The sequence below is a fragment of the Kitasatospora sp. NPDC058032 genome (assembly GCF_042885845.1).
Classification (GTDB): Bacteria; Actinomycetota; Actinomycetes; order Streptomycetales; family Streptomycetaceae; genus Kitasatospora.
In genome coordinates, this window is sequence record NZ_JBHVRK010000026.1 from 20,848 (window position 1) to 40,791 (window position 19,944).

Here is a 19,944-nt window from a genome sequence, read left to right on the forward strand (position 1 = left end):
TCGGCTCCCCGGTGCGGCCCCGGAGGTCGTAGGGTGACCAGTGGGTCCCCGCGCCGTCGGCCCGGGGTGCCCCGGACCACCCAGCCCCGACCCCGACCGACCCCAGCGGCGTCCGCCGGCGCCCACGACGATCGATACGACCCGGAGCGAGAGCGTGACCCGTCAGGTCTTCTTCTACGACCAGCCCGAACGGTTCGTGGCCGGCACCGTCGGCCAGCCCGGCGCCCGGGCGTTCTACCTGCAGGCCAGCGCCCGTGGGCGGATCACCAGCGTGCTGCTGGAGAAGACCCAGGTCGCCGCGCTCGCCGAGCGGATCGACGAGGTCCTCGACGAGGCGCTGCGCCGCAGCGGCGGCGGCGACGCCACCATCCCGGCCAGCGCCCCGCAGGACCTGCTCGACACCGCGCCGCTGGACCTGCCGCTGGAGCAGGAGTTCCGGGTCGGCACGATGGCGCTCGCCTGGGACGCCGTGGACAGCTGCCTGGTGGTCGAGGCCCAGGCGCTGGTCGAGGACGAGGAGGGCGAGGGCGAGGGCGCCGCCGTCTTCGAGGACGACGAGAACGGCCCCGACATGCTCCGGGTGCGGCTCTCCGGCGCGATGGCCCGGGTGTTCGCCAAGCGGGCGCTGGACCTCGTCGCGGCCGGTCGCAAGCCCTGCCCGTTCTGCAACCTGCCGCTCGACCCGGAGGGCCACCTGTGCCCGCGCGCGAACGGGTACCGGCGCTGAACACGCCGACCGTCCGGCCCGCCGACCCGCCGGAGCCGCCGCGGTCCGACCCCGCCGAGGCCGCCGCCCTGGCCGCCGACCCGCGCACCGCGCTGCGGCTGCTGCGCGAGGGCGCGCTGACCGTGCACGGCCGGCTCACCGACGCCTCCAACGCCGCCCTCTACTGCACCGTCACCGCCGCCGACGGCCGTTCGGCGCAGGCCGTCTACAAGCCGGTGGCCGGCGAACGGCCGCTCTGGGACTTCCCGGACGGCACCCTGGCCGGCCGCGAGGTGGCCGCGTACGAGCTGTCCGCCGCCACCGGCTGGGGCCTGGTGCCGCCGACCGTGCTGCGCGAGGGCCCGCACGGCCCCGGCATGGTGCAGCTGTGGGTGGAGCCCGACCCGGACGCCGCCCCGCTGCTCGCGCTGCAGGACCCGCGCGGCCCCGAGGACGGCTGGCTGCCGATCGTCCGGGCCGAGGTCGGCGACGGCCGCACCGCGCTGCTGGTCCACCCCGACGACGCGCGGCTGCGCCGGCTGGCGGTGCTGGACGCCGTCCTCAACAACGCCGACCGCAAGGGCGGTCACCTGATCCCGGCCGCCGACGGCCGGCTCTACGGCATCGACCACGGCGTCACCTTCAACACCGAGGGCAAGCTGCGCACCCTGCTGTGGGGCTGGGCCGGGCAGCCGCTGCCCGCCGAGGCGACCGCCGTGCTGGCCGGGCTGGCCGAGCGGCTGGACGGTGCGCTGGGGGAGCGGCTGGCCCCGCACCTGACCGCCGCCGAACTGGACGCCGCCCGCGCCCGGGTGGCCGCACTGCTCGCCACCGGCACCCACCCGCTGCCCTCCGAGGACTGGCCGTCCATCCCCTGGCCGCCGATCTGACGGCCGGGCAGCCCGCCGAGCCGAGGGTTCGAAGGCGGTTCGAGCCCTCGATCCGACGGAGCAGCGGCCCGCTCAGCCGGTAATGGTCTGGACCGGTGCGCGGTGCGGGCAGCACACTGCGACGATGGACGAGCGACGGACCACCCCCCACCTGGACCTGCCGCTGCACCGCCTCCAGGTCCCGCTGCCGCATCTGCTCCCGTTCGCGATCGGCAGCTTCGACGCCATCGGCCCGCTCTCCCGGGCCGGCTTCCCCCACCGGCACTCCTTCTACGAGATCGTCTACCTCACCGGCGGGCGCGGCGCCCACGTCCTGGACCTGGTCCAGCGGCCGGTGCAGCCCCCGCAGTTGTGCGTGATCGCCCCCGGTCAGGTGCACTACTGGGCGGACGCGGACGACCTCGTCGGACAGGTCGTGCTGTTCAACGAGGACTTCCTGCTGGACCATCCGCAGGACCGCTCCGCGCTGCGCACCCTGGCCTCCCGCCCGGCGGTGCGGCTGGGTGAGCACGCCGCGCCGATCGCCGCGCTGCTGGCGGACATGGAGGCCGAGTACCGGGCCCGGCCGGCCGGCTACCCGGGCGTGCTGCGGGCCAGCCTGCACATCCTCATCGTGCGCGCCCTGCGGGCCTGTTCGCCCGGCGGCGGGGGCGGACTGCCCGGCCGCACCGGGGACCTCGCGGCCGCCTTCACCCGGCTGATCGCCACCCCGGGCGGGGTGCAGCGCTCGGTCGCCTCCTGCGCGCACGAGCTGGGCGTCTCCCCGGGCCACCTGCAGGCGATGGTCAAGCAGGCGACCGGCCGCACCCCGGGCCGGCTGATCCGCCAGCAGCAGACGCTGGAGGCCAAACGCCTGCTGGCCTGCACCGAACTGACGGTGCGACAGGTCTCCAGGGAGGCCGGATTCGGTGATCCGGCGTACTTCTGCCGGTTCTTCCGCAGAGAGACCGGGATGACGCCGGGGGAGTTCCGGGCGGGGGTCGGAGGAAATCACCACGATCCCCGGATCACGTCCATCGCGGCGGCTCCCGGCGGACCGTAGGTTGACTGCGGGCCACCGGCGGACCGCCCGGCGCGAGCGGGCGGCCCGTCGGCCCGGTCCTTGTCATGCCCCCACCATGGCAAGGGCCGCCCCCGGACGGAACCACCAGATCCCCCACACTCACACCGAAGGAGTCGGCGCATGCCCGCGTCCGAAGAGCCCCTCACCGGGACGGACGGTCCGACCGACCGCCGGATCAGCCGCAAGACCGTCCTCCGGGCCGCCGCCGTGCTCGGCACCGCACCGCTGCTGGTCGGCGGCGGCGTCGCCCTGGCCCGTGACCGGGTCGGCACCGGCGAGATGACGGAGTTCACCCCGGAGTGCCACGACGGCGACGCCCCGACCATCGAGCAGACCGAGGGTCCCTACTTCAAGCCCAACTCCCCGCTGCGCACCTCGCTGATCACCGACAGCACCCCGGGCACCCGGCTCACCGTCAGCGGCTACGTCTTCGGCCGGGCCTGCCTGCCGATCGCCAACGTCCTGATGGACTTCTGGCAGGCCGACGTGAACGGTGACTACGACAACGTCGGCTTCACCTTCCGCGGGCACCAGTTCACCAACGCCCAGGGCGCCTTCAGCCTCACCACGATCGTGCCCGGCCTCTACCCGGGCCGCACCCGGCACATCCACGTCAAGCTCCAGGCGCCCGGCCGGCCGGTGATCACCACCCAGCTGTACTTCCCGGGCGAGCCGCGCAACAGCACGGACACCATCTACGACGCCCGGCTGCTGATGAACGTCCGCCAGGTCGGGTCGGCCAAGGAGGGCACGTACGACTTCGTGCTCAACGTGGCGCAGACCCCGACCCCGTCGGGCACCCCGACCACCACGCCCACGACCCCGACGCCGACCCAGACCGGCGGCGGCGGCACCTGGGCCGCGGGCACCGCCTACAAGGCGGGCGACCGCGTCACCTACGCCGGCGTCTCCTACGTGTGCCTCCAGGCGCACACCGCCTTCGTCGGGTGGGAGCCGCCGAACGTGCCGGCCCTCTGGCAGCGGCTGTAGCGGCTCCGGCCGCGAGCCCAGAGGGTCACGGACGCCCGGTCGGCGGCAGGGCCGGCCGGGCGGCCGACCGCCCGGATCCGCCCCGCGAGGCCGTGCGCGGGGCGGATCCGGGCCGGTGCCCGGCGCTGTCAAGCGCCGGGCACTATCGGTCCGGAACCGCTCGGGCCACGAAAGGAAGCGAATCCAGTCGATCTTGCCGACTGGTTAGGCTTTCAAATGTTCTCACGGTTAAAGTCAATGCCATGCATGCCTGGCCCGCCTCCGAGGTTCCCGCCCTGCCTGGTCAGGGGCTCCCCCTCCGAATCCACGACACCGCGACGGGAGGCATCCGGGAGGTCGTCCCGCAGGACGGCACCGCCCGGATCTACGTCTGCGGCATCACCCCCTACGACGCGACCCACATGGGCCACGCCGCCACCTACAACGCCTTCGACCTGGTGCAGCGGGTGTGGAAGGACGCCGGCCACGACGTCCTCTACGTGCAGAACGTCACCGACGTCGACGACCCGCTGCTGCAGCGCGCGGTCGAGACGGGCCAGGACTGGGTGGCCCTCGCCGAGCGCGAGACCGCGCTCTTCCGCGAGGACATGACCGCGCTGCGGCTGCTCCCGCCGGCCCACTACATCGGCGCCGTCGAGTCGATCCCGTGGATCGTCCCGCTGGTCCAGAAGCTGCTGGCGAGCGGGGCCGCCTACGAACTGGACGGCGACATCTACTTCTCGGTCGACGCCGACCCGCACTTCGGCGAGGTCTCCGGCCTCACCCGCGAGGCCATGCGCCCGGTCTTCGCCGAGCGCGGCGGCGACCCGGACCGCCCCGGCAAGCGCCACCCGCTGGACGCCCTGCTCTGGCTCGCGGCCCGCCCCGGCGAACCCGCCTGGGACACCGAGCTCGGCCACGGCCGCCCCGGCTGGCACATCGAGTGCGTCGCCATCGCGCTGCAGTACCTCGGCATGTCCTTCGACATCCAGGGCGGCGGCAGCGACCTCTCCTTCCCGCACCACGAGATGGGCGCCTCGCACGCCCAGGTCGCCCGCGGCGAGCACCCCTACGCCAGGGCCTACGTGCACGCCGGCATGGTCGGCCTGGACGGCCACAAGATGTCCAAGTCCCGCGGCAACCTGGTCTTCGTCTCGGCGCTGCGCCGCGAGGGCGTCGACCCGGCCGCGATCCGCCTCGCCCTGCTCTCGCACCACTACCGCGAGGACTGGGAGTGGACCAAGGCCACCCTGGACGAGGCCGTCGAGCGGCTCGCCCGCTGGCGCGCCGCCGTCTCCCGGCCGGACGGGCCGGCCGCCGAGCAGCTGCTCGGAGAGGTCCGCGCGGCGCTCGCGAACGACCTGGACGCGCCCGCCGCGCTGGCCGCGGTGGACCGCTGGGCCGCCGCGCAGCAGGCCGACGGCGGCACCGACATCGGTGCCCCCGGTCTGGTCACCCGCACCGTGGACGCGCTGCTCGGCGTGGCCCTCTGACAAACGGCGAAGGGGCGCCGGGACCACTGGTCCCGGCGCCCCTTCGGCGTCCGCGCCGACGGGCCGAGGCGGCTCACTCCTCCTCGGCGCCGTCCTGGCCGTCCCGGCCGGCCGGCGGCTCCGGATCGGCCGGCCGCTCCACCGTGGCGTGCCCGGCGACCGGCTTCTCCCCGGTCGGCCCGACGTTCTCCCGGCGCCGCAGGTAGCGCTCGAACTCGCGGGCGATCGCGTCGCCCGAGGCCTCCGGCAGCTCCGCGGTGTCCTGCGCCTCCTCCAGCTGCTGGACGTACTCGGCGACCTCGCTGTCCTCGGCGGCCAGCTGGTCCACGCCCAGCTGCCAGGCCCGGGCGTCCTCACCGAGGTCGCCCGGCGGGATGCGCAGGTCCAGCAGGTCCTCCAGCTTGTTGATCAACGCCAGGGTGGCCTTGGGGTTCGGCGGCTGCGCGACGTAGTGCGGCACCGCCGCCCAGAGCGTCACCGCCGGCACCCCGGCGTGCGTGCAGGCCTCCTGCAGCACCCCGACGATCCCGGTCGGGCCCTCGTAGCGGCTCTCCTCCAGCTCCAGCCGGCGGGCCAGCTCGGGGTCCGAGGTGACACCGCTGACCGGCACCGGGCGGCTGTGCGGGGTGTCGCCGAGCAGAGCGCCCAGGATCACCACCAGCTCGACGCCCAGCTCGTGCGCGAAGCCCAGCAGCTCGTTGCAGAACGAGCGCCAGCGCATGCTCGGCTCGATGCCGCGCACCAGCACGACGTCCCGGGTCGTCGGCTCGGTCACCCGGATCACCGAGAGCCTGGTGGTCGGCCAGGTGATCCGGCGCACCCCGCCGTCCAGCCAGACGGTCGGCCGGTTGACCTGGAAGTCGTAGTAGTCCTCCGCGTCGAGCGCGGCGAACACCTTGCCGCCCCAGGTCTCCTCCAGATGCGCCAGGGCCGCAGAGGCGGCGTCGCCGGCGTCGTTCCAGCCCTCGAAGGCGCAGACCATCACCGGGTCGATCAACTCGGGAACATCTTCCAGCTCGATCACCCAGCGTCTCCCTCCGGTCGGCCGCCTCCGCCCCGCCCGGCCGGGACTGCCCGGGCGCCGGCGGGCCGGATGCCGACGGTCGAACCTCTCGTCACCCATGGAACGCCTCGCTCCATGGTTCCCTACCTGCCCAGCCTACGGGCTTTGAAGCCCCGTTCCGCCGGGCCACCGGGACAGTCTGGGCGAGCGGACGCCCACGATCCACCGGTTATCCAGCGTCACCGCCCGCCCGCCCGTGCCGCAGCGCGCCGACGGCGCGATGATGGGAGGCGGGGGCCGGACGGCGTGGCAGCGAGGAGCCGGCGGATGAGTGGACGGCGGTGGGCGGGTGCCGCGGCGGCGGCCCTGGCGGCGGGTGCGGCCGGGGTGGCGGCGGCGGGCGCGGTGGCCTGGGCCGCGGGGCGGCGGCTGCCGGTGGAGCACCTCAGCGGGGGCGGCCTGGAGCTGGCACGGCCGCCCGGCGAGGTCTGGGACGTGCTGACCGACGTCGACCTCTTCCCGGCCTGGCGCCCGGACGTGGTGCTCGTCGAGCGGCTGCCCGCCACCGCCGCCGGCCGCCCGCGCTGGCGCGAGGTCGGCCGGCACGGGCACACCGTGTACGAGGTGGTGGAGAGCGAGGCCCCGCACCGCCTGGTGACCGGCATCGCCGACCCCGACCTGCCGTACGGCGGCACCTGGACCTTCACGCTGACCGCGGTCGGCGCGGGCTGCACGCTCACCGTCACCGAGCGCGGCGAGGTGTACCAGCCGCTGTACCGGGCCGTGTCGCACTACGTGACTGGTGAGGGCGCCACCGTGCACCGCTTCCTGACCGCGCTCGCCCACCGCACGGCCCCGGGCTGATCCACGGGACGAGACCTACCGCACCCACTCGCGCCGGTAGTCGGCCCAGTTCTGCTCGGTGGCCGCGAAGTCCACGTACAGCCCGACGCCGAAGTTGCGCCGCCCGATGTCGTGGCGGCCCAGGCCCAGCCGGATGCCCCGGATCCCGGCGGTCACCGTCTCGGCGTCGCCCCAGTGGCCCCACTCGTCCTCCCAGTAGAACGGCAGGCCCATCAGCAGGTCGACGTCCTGCGGCGTGGCCTCCAGGGCGAGTCCGGTCTGGTAGGCGTTGTAGCCGCCGTAGAGCGCCTCGGTCGGCATGCTGGAGTCGTAGGTCATCAGCGCGATCTGGTCGACCCGGCGGGCGGTGGCGGCGAAGTACGCCTGGTCCCACCACTTGCCGTGACCGGTGAACGCGATGCCCAGGTTGTGCTGGTAGGGCAGCGGGTCGATCTGCGGGGCGGCCACCGAGAGCACCGCGCCGCGCCCCGCGGTGACCGGGCGGACCCGCTCCAGCAGGTCCAGCCAGCCCTTCGAACCGGGCCGGATCGGCTCCATGTCGAAGTGCACGCCGTCGAAGCCCTGGTCCAGCACCTGACCGGCGGAGGCGGTGACCCGCTCGCGGGTGGCGGTGTCCTCCAGGTCGAGGGCGTCCCTCTCGGGCTTCACCTCGTCGCCGAGCCAGGCCTGCACCCGGATCCCGGGCAGCGCCCGGTGCGCGGCCTCGGTGAACCACCGCGCACGGGGGTGCACGGAAGGCGGCAGCGAGCCGTCGTGCTCCAGCGGGCCGGTGTGCACGTAGAGGTCGCGCACACCGGTGCCGGCCAGCCGCCGGGCGAGTTCGGCGACGTCGGCGTCACCCTTCCGGCCGTCCACCCAGGCATGGCCGAGCCAGACGGCGTCGCGGCCCCGGGTGCGGGCCTCGGGGGAGGGGTCGCCGACGTACTGCAGGCGCAGCGCGAGCGCCGCCGAACCGACCGGCACGGCCACCACGGCGAGCGCCGCCACCGCCACCACCACGGCCTTCCGCCACCGGGACCAGCCGCGCCAGCGGGCCCGCAGCGCCCCCGCCAGGGCCCCCGCCCGGCGCAGCGCCCCGCGCACCCCGTCTCGAAAAGGTATCCGGAATGTGGTCATGCCGTGGGCTCCCCCCTCATGGCCGAGCACTCAGGATACGGAACTGGTGGTCACCACCCGGCGATCGCCGGATACCCTGGCCACGTGCGTCCCCGATTCAGCGGGTTCGCAAAGCCGACAGCCGTCGCACCCAGGGAGAAGCCCCATGGCCACTGCAGCCGCCCCGTCCGTCACCCAGCAGAGCCGCGCGAACGCGTTGCGCGAGGCCCTCGCCACCCGTGTGGTGGTCGCCGATGGGGCGATGGGCACCATGCTCCAGGCACAGGACCCCACGCTGGAGGACTTCCAGAACCTGGAGGGCTGCAACGAGGTCCTCAACCTCACCCGGCCCGACATCGTCCGCTCGGTGCACGACGCCTACTTCGCGGTCGGCGTGGACTGCGTGGAGACCAACACCTTCGGCGCCAACCACTCCGCGCTCGGCGAGTACGAGATCGCCGACCGCGTCTTCGAGCTCTCCGAGGCGGGCGCCCGGCTGGCCCGCGAGGCCGCCGACGCGCACGGCGCCGAGGACGGCCGGCTGCGCTGGGTGCTCGGCTCGATCGGCCCCGGCACCAAGCTGCCGACCCTCGGCCACGCCCCGTACGAGACGCTGCGCGAGGGCTTCCGGCAGAACGCGGCCGGCCTGATCGCCGGCGGCGCGGACGCCCTGCTGGTGGAGACCAGCCAGGACCTGCTGCAGACCAAGGCCGCGATCCTGGGCTCCAAGCAGGCGCTGGCCGAGGCGGGCGTGGACCTGCCGGTGCTGGTCCAGGTGACCGTGGAGACCACCGGCACCATGCTGCTCGGCTCGGAGATCGGCGCGGCGCTGACCGCCCTGGAGCCGCTGGGCGTGGACTACATCGGCCTGAACTGCGCCACCGGCCCGGCCGAGATGAGCGAGCACCTGCGCTACCTGGCGAAGAACGCCCGGATCGGCCTGTCCTGCATGCCGAACGCCGGTCTGCCGGTGCTGGGCAAGGACGGCGCGCACTACCCGCTGAGCCCGGTCGAGCTGGCCGACGCGCACGACGTCTTCACCCGCGAGTACGGGCTGTCGCTGGTCGGCGGCTGCTGCGGCACCACGCCGGAGCACCTGCGCCAGGTGGTCGAGCGGGTGCAGGGCCGCCCGGTGGCCGCGCGCGACCCGCGCCCGGAGCCGGCCGCCGCCTCGCTGTACCAGTCGGTGCCGTTCCGCCAGGACACCTCGTACCTGGCGATCGGCGAGCGCACCAACGCCAACGGCTCCAAGAAGTTCCGCGAGTCGATGCTGGCCGGCGACTGGCAGGCCTGTGTGGAGATCGCCCGCGACCAGATCCGGGACGGCTCGCACCTGCTGGACCTGTGCGTGGACTACGTCGGGCGCGACGGCGTCGCCGACATGAAGGAGATCGCCGCCCGGCTGGCCACCGCCTCGACCCTGCCGATCGTGCTGGACTCCACCGAGCCGGAGGTGCTGCGGGCGGGTCTGGAGGCGCTGGGCGGTCGCGCGGTGCTCAACTCGGTCAACTACGAGGACGGCAACGCCCCGGAGTCCCGCTTCGGCCGGATCGCCGCGCTGGCCCGCGAGCACGGCGCCGGTCTGATCGCGCTCACCATCGACGAGGAGGGCCAGGCCCGCACCGCCGACAAGAAGGTCGGGATCGCCGAGCGGCTGATCGGCGAGCTCACCGCGGACTACGGCATCGACGAGGGCTCGATCCTGGTCGACTGCCTGACCTTCACCCTGGCGACCGGTCAGGAGGAGTCCCGCCGGGACGGCATCGAGACCATCGAGGCGATCCGCGAGCTGAAGCGCCGCCGCCCGGCGGTGCAGACCACGCTGGGCCTGTCCAACATCTCCTTCGGCCTCAACCCGGCCGCCCGGGTCGTCCTCAACTCGGTCTTCCTGCACGAGTGCGTGGAGGCCGGCCTGGACTCGGCGATCGTGCACGCCTCCAAGATCCTGCCGATCTCGCGGATCCCGGAGGACCAGCGCGAGGCCGCGCTCGACCTGGTGTACGACCGCCGCCGGGACGGCTACGACCCGCTGCAGCGCCTGCTGGAGCTGTTCGAGGGCGTCTCCTCGGCCTCGGTCAAGGCGTCCAAGGCGGAGGAGCTGGCCGCGCTGCCGCTGGAGGAGCGGCTCCAGCGCCGGATCATCGACGGCGAGCGCAACGGCCTGGAGGCCGACCTGGACGAGGCGCTGACGGCCCGCCCGGCGCTGGAGATCATCAACGACACCCTGCTGTCCGGCATGAAGGTGGTCGGCGAGCTGTTCGGCTCCGGCCAGATGCAGCTGCCGTTCGTGCTCCAGTCCGCCGAGGTGATGAAGTCCGCGGTGGCGCACCTGGAGCCGTACATGGAGAAGTCCGACTCGGAGGGCAAGGGCACCATCGTGCTGGCCACCGTGAAGGGCGACGTCCACGACATCGGCAAGAACCTGGTCGACATCATCCTGTCCAACAACGGCTACAACGTCGTCAACCTGGGCATCAAGCAGCCGGTCTCGGCGATCCTGGACGCCGCGCAGGAGCACAACGCGGACGTCATCGGGATGTCCGGCCTGCTGGTGAAGTCCACCGTGATCATGAAGGAGAACCTGGAGGAGCTGAACCAGCGCAAGCTGGCGGCCCAGTTCCCGGTGATCCTCGGCGGCGCCGCGCTGACCCGCGCCTACGTCGAGCAGGACCTGCACGAGATCTACGAGGGCGAGGTCCGCTACGCCCGGGACGCCTTCGAGGGCCTGCGGCTGATGGACGCGCTGATCGCGGTCAAGCGCGGGGTGCCCGGCGCCGTGCTGCCGGAGCTCAAGCAGCGCCGGCACGCCCGGGTGGAGGTCGAGGAGCCGGAGGAGGTCAACCTCGGCCAGATCCGCTCCGACGTGGCACTGGACAACCGGGTGCCGGCCCCGCCGTTCTGGGGCGAGCGGATCGTCAAGGGCGTGCCGTTCGCCGACTACGCCTCCTGGCTGGACGAGGACGCGCTGTTCAAGGGGCAGTGGGGCCTGAAGGCCGCCCGCACCGGCGAGGGGCCGTCCTACGAGGAGCTGGTGGAGACCGAGGGCCGGCCGCGGCTGCGGATGTGGCTGGACCGGCTGCAGACCGAGGGCTGGCTGGAGGCGGCCGTGGTCTACGGCTACTTCCCGGCCAACTCCAAGGGCGACGACCTGATCGTCTTCCACGAGGACGGCACCGAGCGGACCCGCTTCACCTTCCCGCGCCAGCGGCGCGGGCGGCGGCTGTGCCTGGCGGACTTCTTCCGCCCGGAGGAGTCCGGGGTGCGCGACGTGGTGGGCCTGCAGGTGGTCACCATGGGCAACCGGATCTCCGAGGCGGCCAACGAGCTGTTCGCGAACAACTCCTACCGCGACTACCTGGAGCTGCACGGGCTGTCCGTCCAGCTGGCCGAGGCGCTGGCCGAGTTCTGGCACGCCCGGGTCCGCTACGAGCTGGGCTTCGGCGACGAGGACCCGCAGGACGTCAAGGACATGTTCGCGCTCAAGTACCGCGGCGCCCGCTTCTCGCTGGGCTACGGCGCCTGCCCGGAGCTGGAGGACCGCGCCAAGATCGCCGAGCTGCTGAAGCCCGAGCGGATCGGCGTGGTGCTCTCCGAGGAGTTCCAGCTGCACCCGGAGCAGTCGACCGACGCGATCGTGATCCACCACCCCGAGGCGAAGTACTTCAACGCCCGGTAACGCCCGTGTCGCGCAGCGTTCGCTCTTTCCGGGCGAGCGGGGCGTATCCTTGATGATCCTGAACGGGCCGGTCCGCTCAAAAGCGGGCCGGCCCGTGCCATCCCCGGGGCCGATCCGGGCACGGACGGAAGGATCCCGCCATGACCACCATCTCCACCGCCACCCAGATCCTCGGCGGCGACGACCGGGGCCTCCAGGCGGTGCTGCTGGACATGGACGGGACGCTGGTCGACACCGAGGACTACTGGTGGCAGGCCGAGTGCTCGCTCTTCGCCGACCTCGGCCACCAGCTGACCGCCGAGGACCGCGCCCACGTGGTCGGCGGCCCGATGACCCGGGTGATCGACCACCTGCTGAGCAGCACCGGCGTGGACCTGTCGCCGGCCGACCTGACCGTGCTGATCAACCAGCGCTTCGTCGACCTGCTGGGCGGCGGGGTGCCGCTGATGCCGGGCGCCGAGCGGCTGCTCAACACGCTGGCCGCGCACGGCGTGCCGGCCGCGCTGGTGTCCGCCTCGCACCGGCACATCATCGACATCGTGCTCCGCTCGCTGGGCGCCGAGCACTTCGCGTTCTCGGTCGCCGGGGACGAGGTCCCGCGCACCAAGCCGCACCCGGACCCGTACCTGGAGGCGGCCCGCCGGCTGGGCGCCGACCCGGCGCGCTGCGTGGTGGTCGAGGACGCGCCGACCGGGGTGCGGGCCGCCGAGGCGGCCGGCTGCCCGGTGATCGCGGTGCCCTCGGTGGCGCCGATCGAGCCCGCGCCCGGCCGGCTGGTGCTGTCCTCGCTGGAGCAGGTCGACCTGGAGCTGCTGCGCTCCCTCGTGACCTCGCGAGTGTGATTGTCGTCTCATCGCAGAGCGGGTGGAACCACCGCCAAGCGGGCGGAGGCGGCCGGGCCCCGGGGGAGCGTCCCGGGAGAAAACGGGCATTGCCTGACAACTCGTCGGACAGGCCTGACCAGAGCCCGTCGCCGTGTCCCAACCGTCACCTGCGAGGGGGCCGGGGGTGTCTGTTCGATATGGCACGCTACTCGGGTTCGTTGCAACCCCAGCCCAGGCACCGCCGCTGACGGGCACCCCCGTCGTGCCCGCGGTCGCAGCCGGACCGCACCCCAGAAGGACGCGACCCGTGAAGACTCCAGCTGAACGACTGGCCGTGCTCGGCTGTGCCGGAATCGTCGCCGCCTCGGTGGCCGGCTGCGGCTCGGTCACCGACGCCGTCAAGGGGGACGGCGACAAGTCCATCACCCTGGGCACCACCGCGCTGACCAGCGCCCTCGACCCGGCCGTCGCCTACGACGCGGGCTCCTGGCTGCTGCTGCGCAACACCTTCCAGTCGCTGCTGACCTACCCGGCCGCGTCCAGCGCGCCCACCCCGGACGCCGCCCAGTCCTGCGAGTTCACCGCCGGCGACGCCACCCAGTACCACTGCACGCTCAAGACCGGGCTGAAGTTCTCCAACGGCCACGCGCTCACCGCCGCCGACGTCGTCTACTCGATCCAGCGGACCCTGAAGATCAACGACCCGAACGGCCCGGCCGGCCTGCTGTCGTCGATCAAGTCCGTCGAGGCGCCCAACGACACCGAGGTGGTCTTCCACCTCGGCCAGCCCGACGCCACCCTGCCCGCCAAGCTGGCCGGCCCGGCCGGCGCCATCGTCGACCAGGAGATCTACCCGGCCGACAAGGCGCTGCCCAACGACAAGCTGGTCGGCTCCGGCCCGTACCGGATCGACTCGGTCGAGGCGATGGCCAAGGGCGGCCCGGCCAAGGTCGTGCTGCTGCCCAACGACAAGTACACCGGCGACGCCAAGCTGCGGAACAAGAAGTTCATCCTGCGCTACTTCGACAAGCCGGCCGACCTCAAGGCCGCGCTGGACAGCGGCGGCGTCGACCTGGCCGACAACAGCCTGGAGCCCAACACCGCGGCCCAGATCCTCTCCGACCAGCAGGGCGGCAAGACCGACCTGCGCGTCGTCGAGGGCGACAGCAACGACACCCGCTACCTGGTCTTCAACACCAAGGACGCCACCGGCGGCAACGTCGCGGTGCGCCAGGCCGCCGCCCAGCTGATCGACCGCAAGTCGCTGGCCCGCGACGTCTTCGCGCGCACCGTCCAGCCGCTGTACTCGATGGTCCCGGCCGGCGTCACCGGCCACAACACGGCCTTCTTCGACCGCTACGGCGACCAGGACGTCACCAAGGCCAAGGCGATCCTCACCGCCGCCAAGGTCCAGACCCCGGTCAAGCTCAGCATCACCTGGGCGCGCTCGCGCGCCGAGTCCGCCGAGGCCGAGACCCTGAAGAAGCAGCTGGAGGCCGGCGGCCTGTTCCAGGTCACGGTCCAGCAGGAGCCCGACTGGGACTCCTACAAGAAGGGCTGGAACGAGGGCAAGTACCAGGCGTACATCATCGGCTGGTTCGCGGACTACCCGGACCCGGACAACTACGTCGCCCCGCTGATCGTCGACGGCGGCTCCTACCACCACGGCTGGGACGACCCGCGGATCAGCCAGCGGCTGGTGCCCGACACCCTCCGGCAGACCGACCGGGCCGCGGCGACCAACAGCTACGCCCAGATCCAGGGCATCGTGGCCGAGAACGCCCCGCTCATCCCGCTGTTCCAGAACAAGGCCTTCTTCACCTCCCGCTCCAACATCACCGGCGTCGAGTCCACCGTCGACACCACCGGCTTCTTCCGCTTCTGGGAGATCGGCCGGAGCGGCAAGTAACGCCCGCGGACAGCACGGCGGCCCGCCCGCCCCGCCCGGCCTCGGCCGGGGGAGCGGACGGGCCGCCGTCCGTCGTCCCGCGCCGCCTACAGCGTGCCCGGGCGCACCAGCCCGCTCTCGTAGGCGTACACCGCCGCCTGCACCCGGTCGCGCAGCTGGAGCTTGGTCAGCACATGGCCGACGTGCGTCTTCACCGTCGTCTCGCTGACGAACAGCTCCGCCGCGATCTCCGCGTTCGACAGCCCGCGCGCCACCAGCTTCAGCACCTCCAGCTCCCGCTCGGTCAGCGCGTTCAGCGCCTGCGGCGGCGCCTCCTCGCCCGACGGCAGCTTGGTGGCGTACATGTCCAGCAGCCGCCGGGTGATCGACGGCGCCAGCATCGCCGCGCCGTCCGCCACCACCCGGATCGCCTGCACCAGCTCCTCGGCCGGCACGTCCTTCAGCAGGAAGCCGCTCGCCCCCGCGCGCAGCGCCTCCACCACGTACTCGTCCAGGTCGAAGGTGGTCAGCACCAGCACCTTCGCCGGCCCGTCCCGCCCCGGCCCGGCGATCCGGCGGGTCGCCTCCACACCGTCCATCCGCGGCATCCGGATGTCCATCAGCACCACGTCGGGCTGCAGCGCCCGCACCTGGTCCAGCGCCTGCTGGCCGTCGCCGGCCTCACCGACCACCACCAGGTCGGACTCGGCCTCCAGGATCATCCGGAAACCGGTGCGCAGCAGCGGCTGGTCGTCGACCAGCAGCACTCGGATCGTCACCTACGACTCCTCGTTCGTCGGATCCCCCGTGGGATCGCGCTCGTCGGACGTACGCGCCAGCGGCAGCGGGTACGGCGGGGGCGTGCCGCCGAACTCCGGGCAGCTGGCCTGGTGGTCGCACCAGTCGCAGAGCCGGTTGCGGGTCGCCGGGAAGTCGCCGGTCGCCACCGCCCGGCCGATCCGCTCCCACAGCGCCAGCAGCTTGCGCTCCACCGCGAGCAGGTCCGCCTCGTCCGGGTCGTAGCTGACCACGTCCCCGCCGCCGCCCAGGTAGACCAGCTGCAGCCGTTTGGGGATCACGCCCTTCCAGCGCCAGACCACCAGTGCGTAGAACTTCATCTGGAACATCGCCTTGCCCTCGAAGTCCCGCGAGGGCGCCCGGCCGGTCTTGTAGTCCACCAGCCGGACCTCACCGGTCGGCGCGACGTCCACCCGGTCGATGTAGCCGCGCAGCAGCAGCCCCGACTCCAGCGCCGTCTCCACGTACAGCTCGCGCTCCACCGGGTGCAGCCGGGTCGGGTCCTCCAGCCGGAACCACTGCCCGACCAGCTTCTCGGCGTCCGCCAGCCAGCGGGTCAGCGCCGCGCCGTCCGGGTCCTCCGGGAACAGCCCGGCCAGCTCCGGGCGCTCGCCCAGCAGCCGCTCCCACTGCGGGCGCAGCAGCCCCAGCGCCCGCTCCGGCGTCCGGTCGGCCGCCGGCGAGTCGAACAGCCGCTCCAGCACCGCGTGCACCAGGGTGCCCCGGGTCGCCGCCGAGCTCGGCGGCTCCGGCAACCGGTCGATCACCCGCAGCCGGTACAACAGCGGGCAGGTGAGGAAGTCGCCCGCACGCGACGGGGACAGCCCGGTCGGGGCCGCCGCCGGACGGGGCGGCGCCGCGGCGGAGCCGCTGGTCTCGGTCTGCTGCATACCCAAGACCCTATTGCCCCCTGCTGTCATCCCGCTGCCACGGTGCTGCCGCAAAGCGCCCGCCACGGGGTATGAAGGCAGTGGGAAGGCGAGGGGCGGGCGCCGCGCGGCGGTCCCGATCACGTAGCGTGGGCGCACCGGCGCGCGGCGCACGCCGGGGGCGACGGACGAAGGGAACACGGTGAGCGACTCCAGGGGGCACCAGACCTCCGACCAGCCACCGCACGGCGGCAACACCCGGCCGGGGCCCCCACCGCCCCGCGAGCCGGAACCCCGCGGCGGCATCCTGGTGGGCCGCCCCTTCGGCGTGCCGATCTACGTCACCCCGTCCTGGTTCGTCATCGCCGCCCTCATCACCTGGGTCTTCGGCGGCCGGCTCGACCAGGTGCTGCCCCACCTCGGCGCCACCCGCTACCTGATCGCGTTCTCCTTCGCCGTCGCCTTCTACGGCTCGGTCCTGGTCCACGAACTCGCCCACACCCTGGTCGCGCTGCGCTACAAGCTGGGCGTGCGCCGCATCCAGCTCCAGTTCTTCGGCGGCGTCTCGGAGATCGAGAACGAGGCCGAACGCCCCTGGCGGGAGTTCTGGCTGGCCTTCGTCGGCCCGCTGCTGTCGCTCGTCCTCGGCGGCGTCTTCTACCTCGCCCTGCAGGCCGTCGAGGTCTCCACCGTCCCCGGCGTCCTGCTCACCGGCCTGATGGTCTCCAACCTCGTCGTCGCCGCCTTCAACCTGCTGCCCGGCCTGCCGCTGGACGGCGGCCGGATGCTGCGCGCCGTCGTCTGGGCCGTCACCGGACGGCCGATGGCCGGCACCGTCGCCGCCGCCTGGGCCGGGCGGGCCCTCGCCATCGCCGTCCTGATCGGCCTGCCGCTGATCAGTTCCGCCCGCACCCTCGAACGCAGCCGCACCGACACCCTGGTCGACGCGGTGCTCGCCGCCGTCCTCGCCGCCATCATCTGGAACGGCGCCACCGGCGCGCTGCGCAACGCCCGGCTCAAGGAGGTCCTGCCCGGCCTGCGGCTGCGCGACCTCGCCCGGCGGGCCGTCGAGGTCACCGCCGACACCTCGCTCGGCGAGGCCATGCGGCGCGCCCACGAGGCGCAGGCCGGGGCCGTGGTGGTCATCGACGGCCGGGGCGAGCCGATCGCCCTCGTCCGGGAGTCCGCCGTCCGCTCGGTCCCCGAGCGCCGCCGCCCCTGGGTCGCCGTCGGCCCGCTCGCCCGCGACCTCGAACCCGGCCTGCGGCTGCCCGCCGACCTGGCCGGCGAGGACCTGCTGCGCGCCGTGCGGGCCACCCCCGCCGGGGAGTACCTGGTCGTCGAGGAGGACGGGCGGGTGTTCGGCGTCGCGGCGCTCACCGACATCGAGCAGCGCCTGACCGCCGCCGTCACCGGCCGCTGAGAAGGATCACCTGGTAAGCCGGACGGTTCGCTTCCCTTAGGATTGTCCGCATGTCCGAACCGACCGGTGCCGCCCGCCGACGAGGGCCCTTCCAGGTCGGGGACCAGGTCCAGCTGACCGACCCCAAGGGCCGCCACTACACGTTCACGCTCCAGGCCGGGAACCAGTTCCACACCCACAAGGGTGCGTTCCCCCACGACGAGCTGATCGGCGCCCCCGAGGGCACGGTCGTGCGCACCACGGGGAACGTCCCGTACCTCGCGCTGCGCCCCCTGCTCCCCGACTACGTCCTGTCCATGCCGCGCGGGGCCGCCGTGATCTACCCCAAGGACGCGGGGCAGATCCTGGCCATGGCCGACATCTTCGCGGGCGCCCGCGTGGTCGAGGCCGGCGTCGGCTCCGGTGCGCTCTCCACCTACCTGCTGCGCGCCGTCGGCGACACCGGCATGCTCGCCTCCTACGAGCGCCGCCAGGACTTCGCCGACATCGCGCAGGGCAACGTCGAGCGCTACTTCGGCGGGCCGCACCCGGCGTGGAAGCTCACCGTCGGCGACCTCCAGGACAACCTCGTCGAGACCGACGTCGACCGCGTCATCCTCGACATGCTCGCCCCCTGGGAGTGCCTGGACGTCGCCTCCGAGGCGCTCGTCCCCGGCGGCCTCATCTGCTGCTACGTGGCCACCACCACGCAGATGTCCAGGACCGTCGAGGCGCTGCGCGAGCACGGCACCTTCACCGAGCCGCAGGCCTGGGAGACCATGGTCCGCACGTGGCACCTGGAGGGCCTGGCCGTCCGCCCGGACCACCGGATGATCGGCCACACCGGCTTCCTGCTCACCGCCCGCCGGCTCGCCGACGGCGTCGAGCCGCCGCTGCGCCGCCGCCGCCCGGCCAAGGGCGCCTACGGCGAGGACTACGACAACGGGGCCCCCGAGCCGACCCTGCAGGAGCGCGCCGCCGCCCGGGCCGCCGCCCGCACCGAGGCCGCGGAGCAGGCCGTCCTCGACTGAGCCGCCCGACGAAGACGCCTCCCGGAGGGGTGGTACGGCAGCGCCGTGCCACCCCTCCCGCGTCCGGGCGCACCCGCACCACCTCGCGGTCGCCCCGGTGTGGGACGATGCTCGCTCACACAGACCACTGGAGGGGACGCCTGGTGGAGACCGCGGTCGGCACGACGGCTGGACAGCAGACCGCCACGGGCCCAACCGGCCCCCGGCACGGGCGCACCGCCCCCTGGCACTGGGCCGTGACGGTGGCCGGCTGCGCCGCCGTGGTGACCGCCGCCCTCGTCGCCGGCCCCGCCAGCGGCGCCCCCGCGCCCGCCCGGCCCGCCCCCAGGGCGCTGCCCGCGGCCGCCGCCCCCGACCCGTCGAAGGCCGAACTCCCGCTCGACTGCGGGCCGTTCCCGGTCACCGTGGCCGTCAGCTTCGCCGCCGACCTCGGCGACGGCCGCCCCGGCACCGTCGCCGCCGCGCACTGCGCCGCCGAGAACGGCACCCCGCCCGACGCCGTCTACCTGCTCGGCACCGGCACCGACGGGCGCCCCGCGGTGCTGGCCACCCTGCTCTCCGAGCGCGAGAACCTCACCGTCAGCCGCCTCGCGCTGCGCTCCGACGGGGCCGTCACCGCCCACGCGCAGGGCTACTCCGGCGACGACGTACCGCGGTTCGCGCCCGACATCTCGCTCTCCCTCACCTGGACGCGCAAGGGCGGCGGCTGGGACCGTTCCCAGACCGCCGCCCCGTTGAGCCTCACCTAGGCCCTGTCCAGTAGGCCCTGTCCAGCGGCTCGTGGTGACGAACCCCTACTCCGCGTCAGGCCCGTACACCTCGACGCCGTCCGCGGCCCGGCGCACGTGGATGCAGTCGCCGGGGCAGTCCTTCACCGAGTCCACGACGTCCTGAAGCAGCGTCAGCGGCACCGGCACCGTCTCGCCGGGCTGCTGGCGCAACTCGTCGTCCTCGCCCTTCACATACGCGAGGCCGTCGATGTCCAGCTCGAAGACCTCCGGCGCGTACTGCGCGCAGATGCCGTCGCCGGTGCACAGATCCTGGTCGATCCACACCTCCAGCGGCTCGGAAGCCGCCTTCGACTCGCTCACCGACATGATGATTGTCCGCCGTTTCTGTCCCGGGACGCCCCGTCCTGGGGCATTCCCGCCATTCGTACAACGATCGGACCCCGTGCGTCGGTCGCGATCGGATATCGACTCGATCGACGATACATCTGGTCCGCTTTGGCCCGTGCGCGGTGGGTATCCCCCTAGCAGAGGGGAAGCACGCGAGGGCGAAGATCGGACACGCCCGTTCCATCTTTCTTGATCTAGGGGTTTACGGACCCCTGGTCCCAGGTAGGGTCTGGAAGCGTCCAGCTCCCCGGAGGA

The 19,944-nt window shown here is 73.3% G+C and carries 17 protein-coding genes; 12 read left to right on the forward strand and 5 right to left on the reverse strand.

Annotated elements, in window-relative coordinates:
- Positions 1-154 precede the first annotated feature (154 nt).
- The 5 genes from ACFVUH_RS30580 to mshC all read left to right on the forward strand — a co-directional run bounded on the left by ACFVUH_RS30580 (position 155) and on the right by mshC (position 5,121).
- Positions 155-727 (forward strand): DUF3090 domain-containing protein, encoded by a 573-nt coding sequence (locus ACFVUH_RS30580; protein WP_387916606.1) that lies wholly within the window; start codon positions 155-157, stop codon positions 725-727.
- Positions 728-795: 68 nt separating this feature from the next.
- Positions 796-1,596: an SCO1664 family protein gene (locus ACFVUH_RS30585; RefSeq protein ID WP_355372534.1), complete on the forward strand. Its 801-nt coding sequence runs from the start codon at positions 796-798 to the stop codon at positions 1,594-1,596.
- Positions 1,597-1,720: 124 nt separating this feature from the next.
- Positions 1,721-2,638, forward strand: coding sequence for an AraC family transcriptional regulator (locus ACFVUH_RS30590; RefSeq protein ID WP_355372404.1), 918 nt, complete (start codon positions 1,721-1,723; stop codon positions 2,636-2,638).
- A 141-nt stretch (positions 2,639-2,779) separates the two neighbouring features.
- Positions 2,780-3,649: a carbohydrate-binding protein gene (locus tag ACFVUH_RS30595; RefSeq protein WP_355372407.1), complete on the forward strand. Its 870-nt coding sequence runs from the start codon at positions 2,780-2,782 to the stop codon at positions 3,647-3,649.
- Between the two features lie 242 nt (positions 3,650-3,891).
- Positions 3,892-5,121, forward strand: a complete 1,230-nt coding sequence (gene mshC / locus ACFVUH_RS30600) for a cysteine--1-D-myo-inosityl 2-amino-2-deoxy-alpha-D-glucopyranoside ligase (protein ID WP_387916608.1) — start codon at positions 3,892-3,894, stop codon at positions 5,119-5,121.
- A gap of 73 nt (positions 5,122-5,194) precedes the next feature.
- On the opposite strand, the gene ACFVUH_RS30605 is transcribed toward mshC, so the two are convergent.
- Positions 5,195-6,145: a PAC2 family protein gene (locus ACFVUH_RS30605; RefSeq protein WP_355372413.1), complete on the reverse strand. Its 951-nt coding sequence runs from the start codon at positions 6,143-6,145 to the stop codon at positions 5,195-5,197.
- A gap of 306 nt (positions 6,146-6,451) precedes the next feature.
- On the opposite strand from ACFVUH_RS30605, the gene ACFVUH_RS30610 reads away from it, so the two are divergent.
- Complete coding sequence (locus tag ACFVUH_RS30610; protein WP_355372416.1) at positions 6,452-6,988, forward strand: SRPBCC family protein; 537 nt, start codon at positions 6,452-6,454, stop codon at positions 6,986-6,988.
- A 15-nt stretch (positions 6,989-7,003) separates the two neighbouring features.
- On the opposite strand, the gene ACFVUH_RS30615 is transcribed toward ACFVUH_RS30610, so the two are convergent.
- Positions 7,004-8,104 (reverse strand): hypothetical protein, encoded by a 1,101-nt coding sequence (locus tag ACFVUH_RS30615; protein ID WP_387916611.1) that lies wholly within the window; start codon positions 8,102-8,104, stop codon positions 7,004-7,006.
- A gap of 145 nt (positions 8,105-8,249) precedes the next feature.
- Between ACFVUH_RS30615 and metH the strand changes: the two genes are divergently transcribed.
- The 3 genes from metH to ACFVUH_RS30630 all read left to right on the forward strand — a co-directional run bounded on the left by metH (position 8,250) and on the right by ACFVUH_RS30630 (position 14,492).
- Positions 8,250-11,759: a methionine synthase gene (metH, locus tag ACFVUH_RS30620; RefSeq protein ID WP_387916612.1), complete on the forward strand. Its 3,510-nt coding sequence runs from the start codon at positions 8,250-8,252 to the stop codon at positions 11,757-11,759.
- Positions 11,760-11,899: 140 nt separating this feature from the next.
- Complete coding sequence (locus tag ACFVUH_RS30625) at positions 11,900-12,601, forward strand: HAD family hydrolase (RefSeq protein ID WP_387916614.1); 702 nt, start codon at positions 11,900-11,902, stop codon at positions 12,599-12,601.
- Positions 12,602-12,890: 289 nt separating this feature from the next.
- Positions 12,891-14,492, forward strand: coding sequence for an ABC transporter substrate-binding protein (locus tag ACFVUH_RS30630; RefSeq protein ID WP_387916615.1), 1,602 nt, complete (start codon positions 12,891-12,893; stop codon positions 14,490-14,492).
- An 86-nt stretch (positions 14,493-14,578) separates the two neighbouring features.
- Here the strand turns inward: ACFVUH_RS30630 and ACFVUH_RS30635 are convergent, their stop codons facing one another.
- Together ACFVUH_RS30635 and ACFVUH_RS30640 are read right to left on the reverse strand one after the other, a co-directional pair.
- Complete coding sequence (locus ACFVUH_RS30635) at positions 14,579-15,250, reverse strand: response regulator transcription factor (RefSeq protein WP_148647703.1); 672 nt, start codon at positions 15,248-15,250, stop codon at positions 14,579-14,581.
- Positions 15,251-16,159: a RecB family exonuclease gene (locus tag ACFVUH_RS30640; protein ID WP_355372430.1), complete on the reverse strand. Its 909-nt coding sequence runs from the start codon at positions 16,157-16,159 to the stop codon at positions 15,251-15,253. It lies immediately after the preceding gene.
- A gap of 181 nt (positions 16,160-16,340) precedes the next feature.
- Here ACFVUH_RS30640 and ACFVUH_RS30645 point away from each other — a divergent pair, with 181 nt between their 5' ends.
- The 3 genes from ACFVUH_RS30645 (at position 16,341) to ACFVUH_RS30655 (ending at position 19,320) form a co-directional block, all read left to right on the forward strand.
- Positions 16,341-17,561 carry a site-2 protease family protein gene (locus tag ACFVUH_RS30645; protein WP_355372433.1) on the forward strand — a complete coding sequence of 407 codons (1,221 nt, stop codon included), beginning with the start codon at positions 16,341-16,343 and terminating at the stop codon, positions 17,559-17,561.
- Positions 17,562-17,611: 50 nt separating this feature from the next.
- On the forward strand, positions 17,612-18,571 hold the full coding sequence (locus tag ACFVUH_RS30650; RefSeq protein ID WP_355372436.1) for a tRNA (adenine-N1)-methyltransferase: 960 nt from the start codon (positions 17,612-17,614) through the stop codon (positions 18,569-18,571).
- Positions 18,572-18,678: 107 nt separating this feature from the next.
- On the forward strand, positions 18,679-19,320 hold the full coding sequence (locus tag ACFVUH_RS30655; protein WP_387916617.1) for a hypothetical protein: 642 nt from the start codon (positions 18,679-18,681) through the stop codon (positions 19,318-19,320).
- Between the two features lie 45 nt (positions 19,321-19,365).
- Here the strand turns inward: ACFVUH_RS30655 and ACFVUH_RS30660 are convergent, their stop codons facing one another.
- Positions 19,366-19,668: a ferredoxin gene (locus tag ACFVUH_RS30660; protein WP_355372442.1), complete on the reverse strand. Its 303-nt coding sequence runs from the start codon at positions 19,666-19,668 to the stop codon at positions 19,366-19,368.
- Positions 19,669-19,944 lie beyond the last annotated feature (276 nt).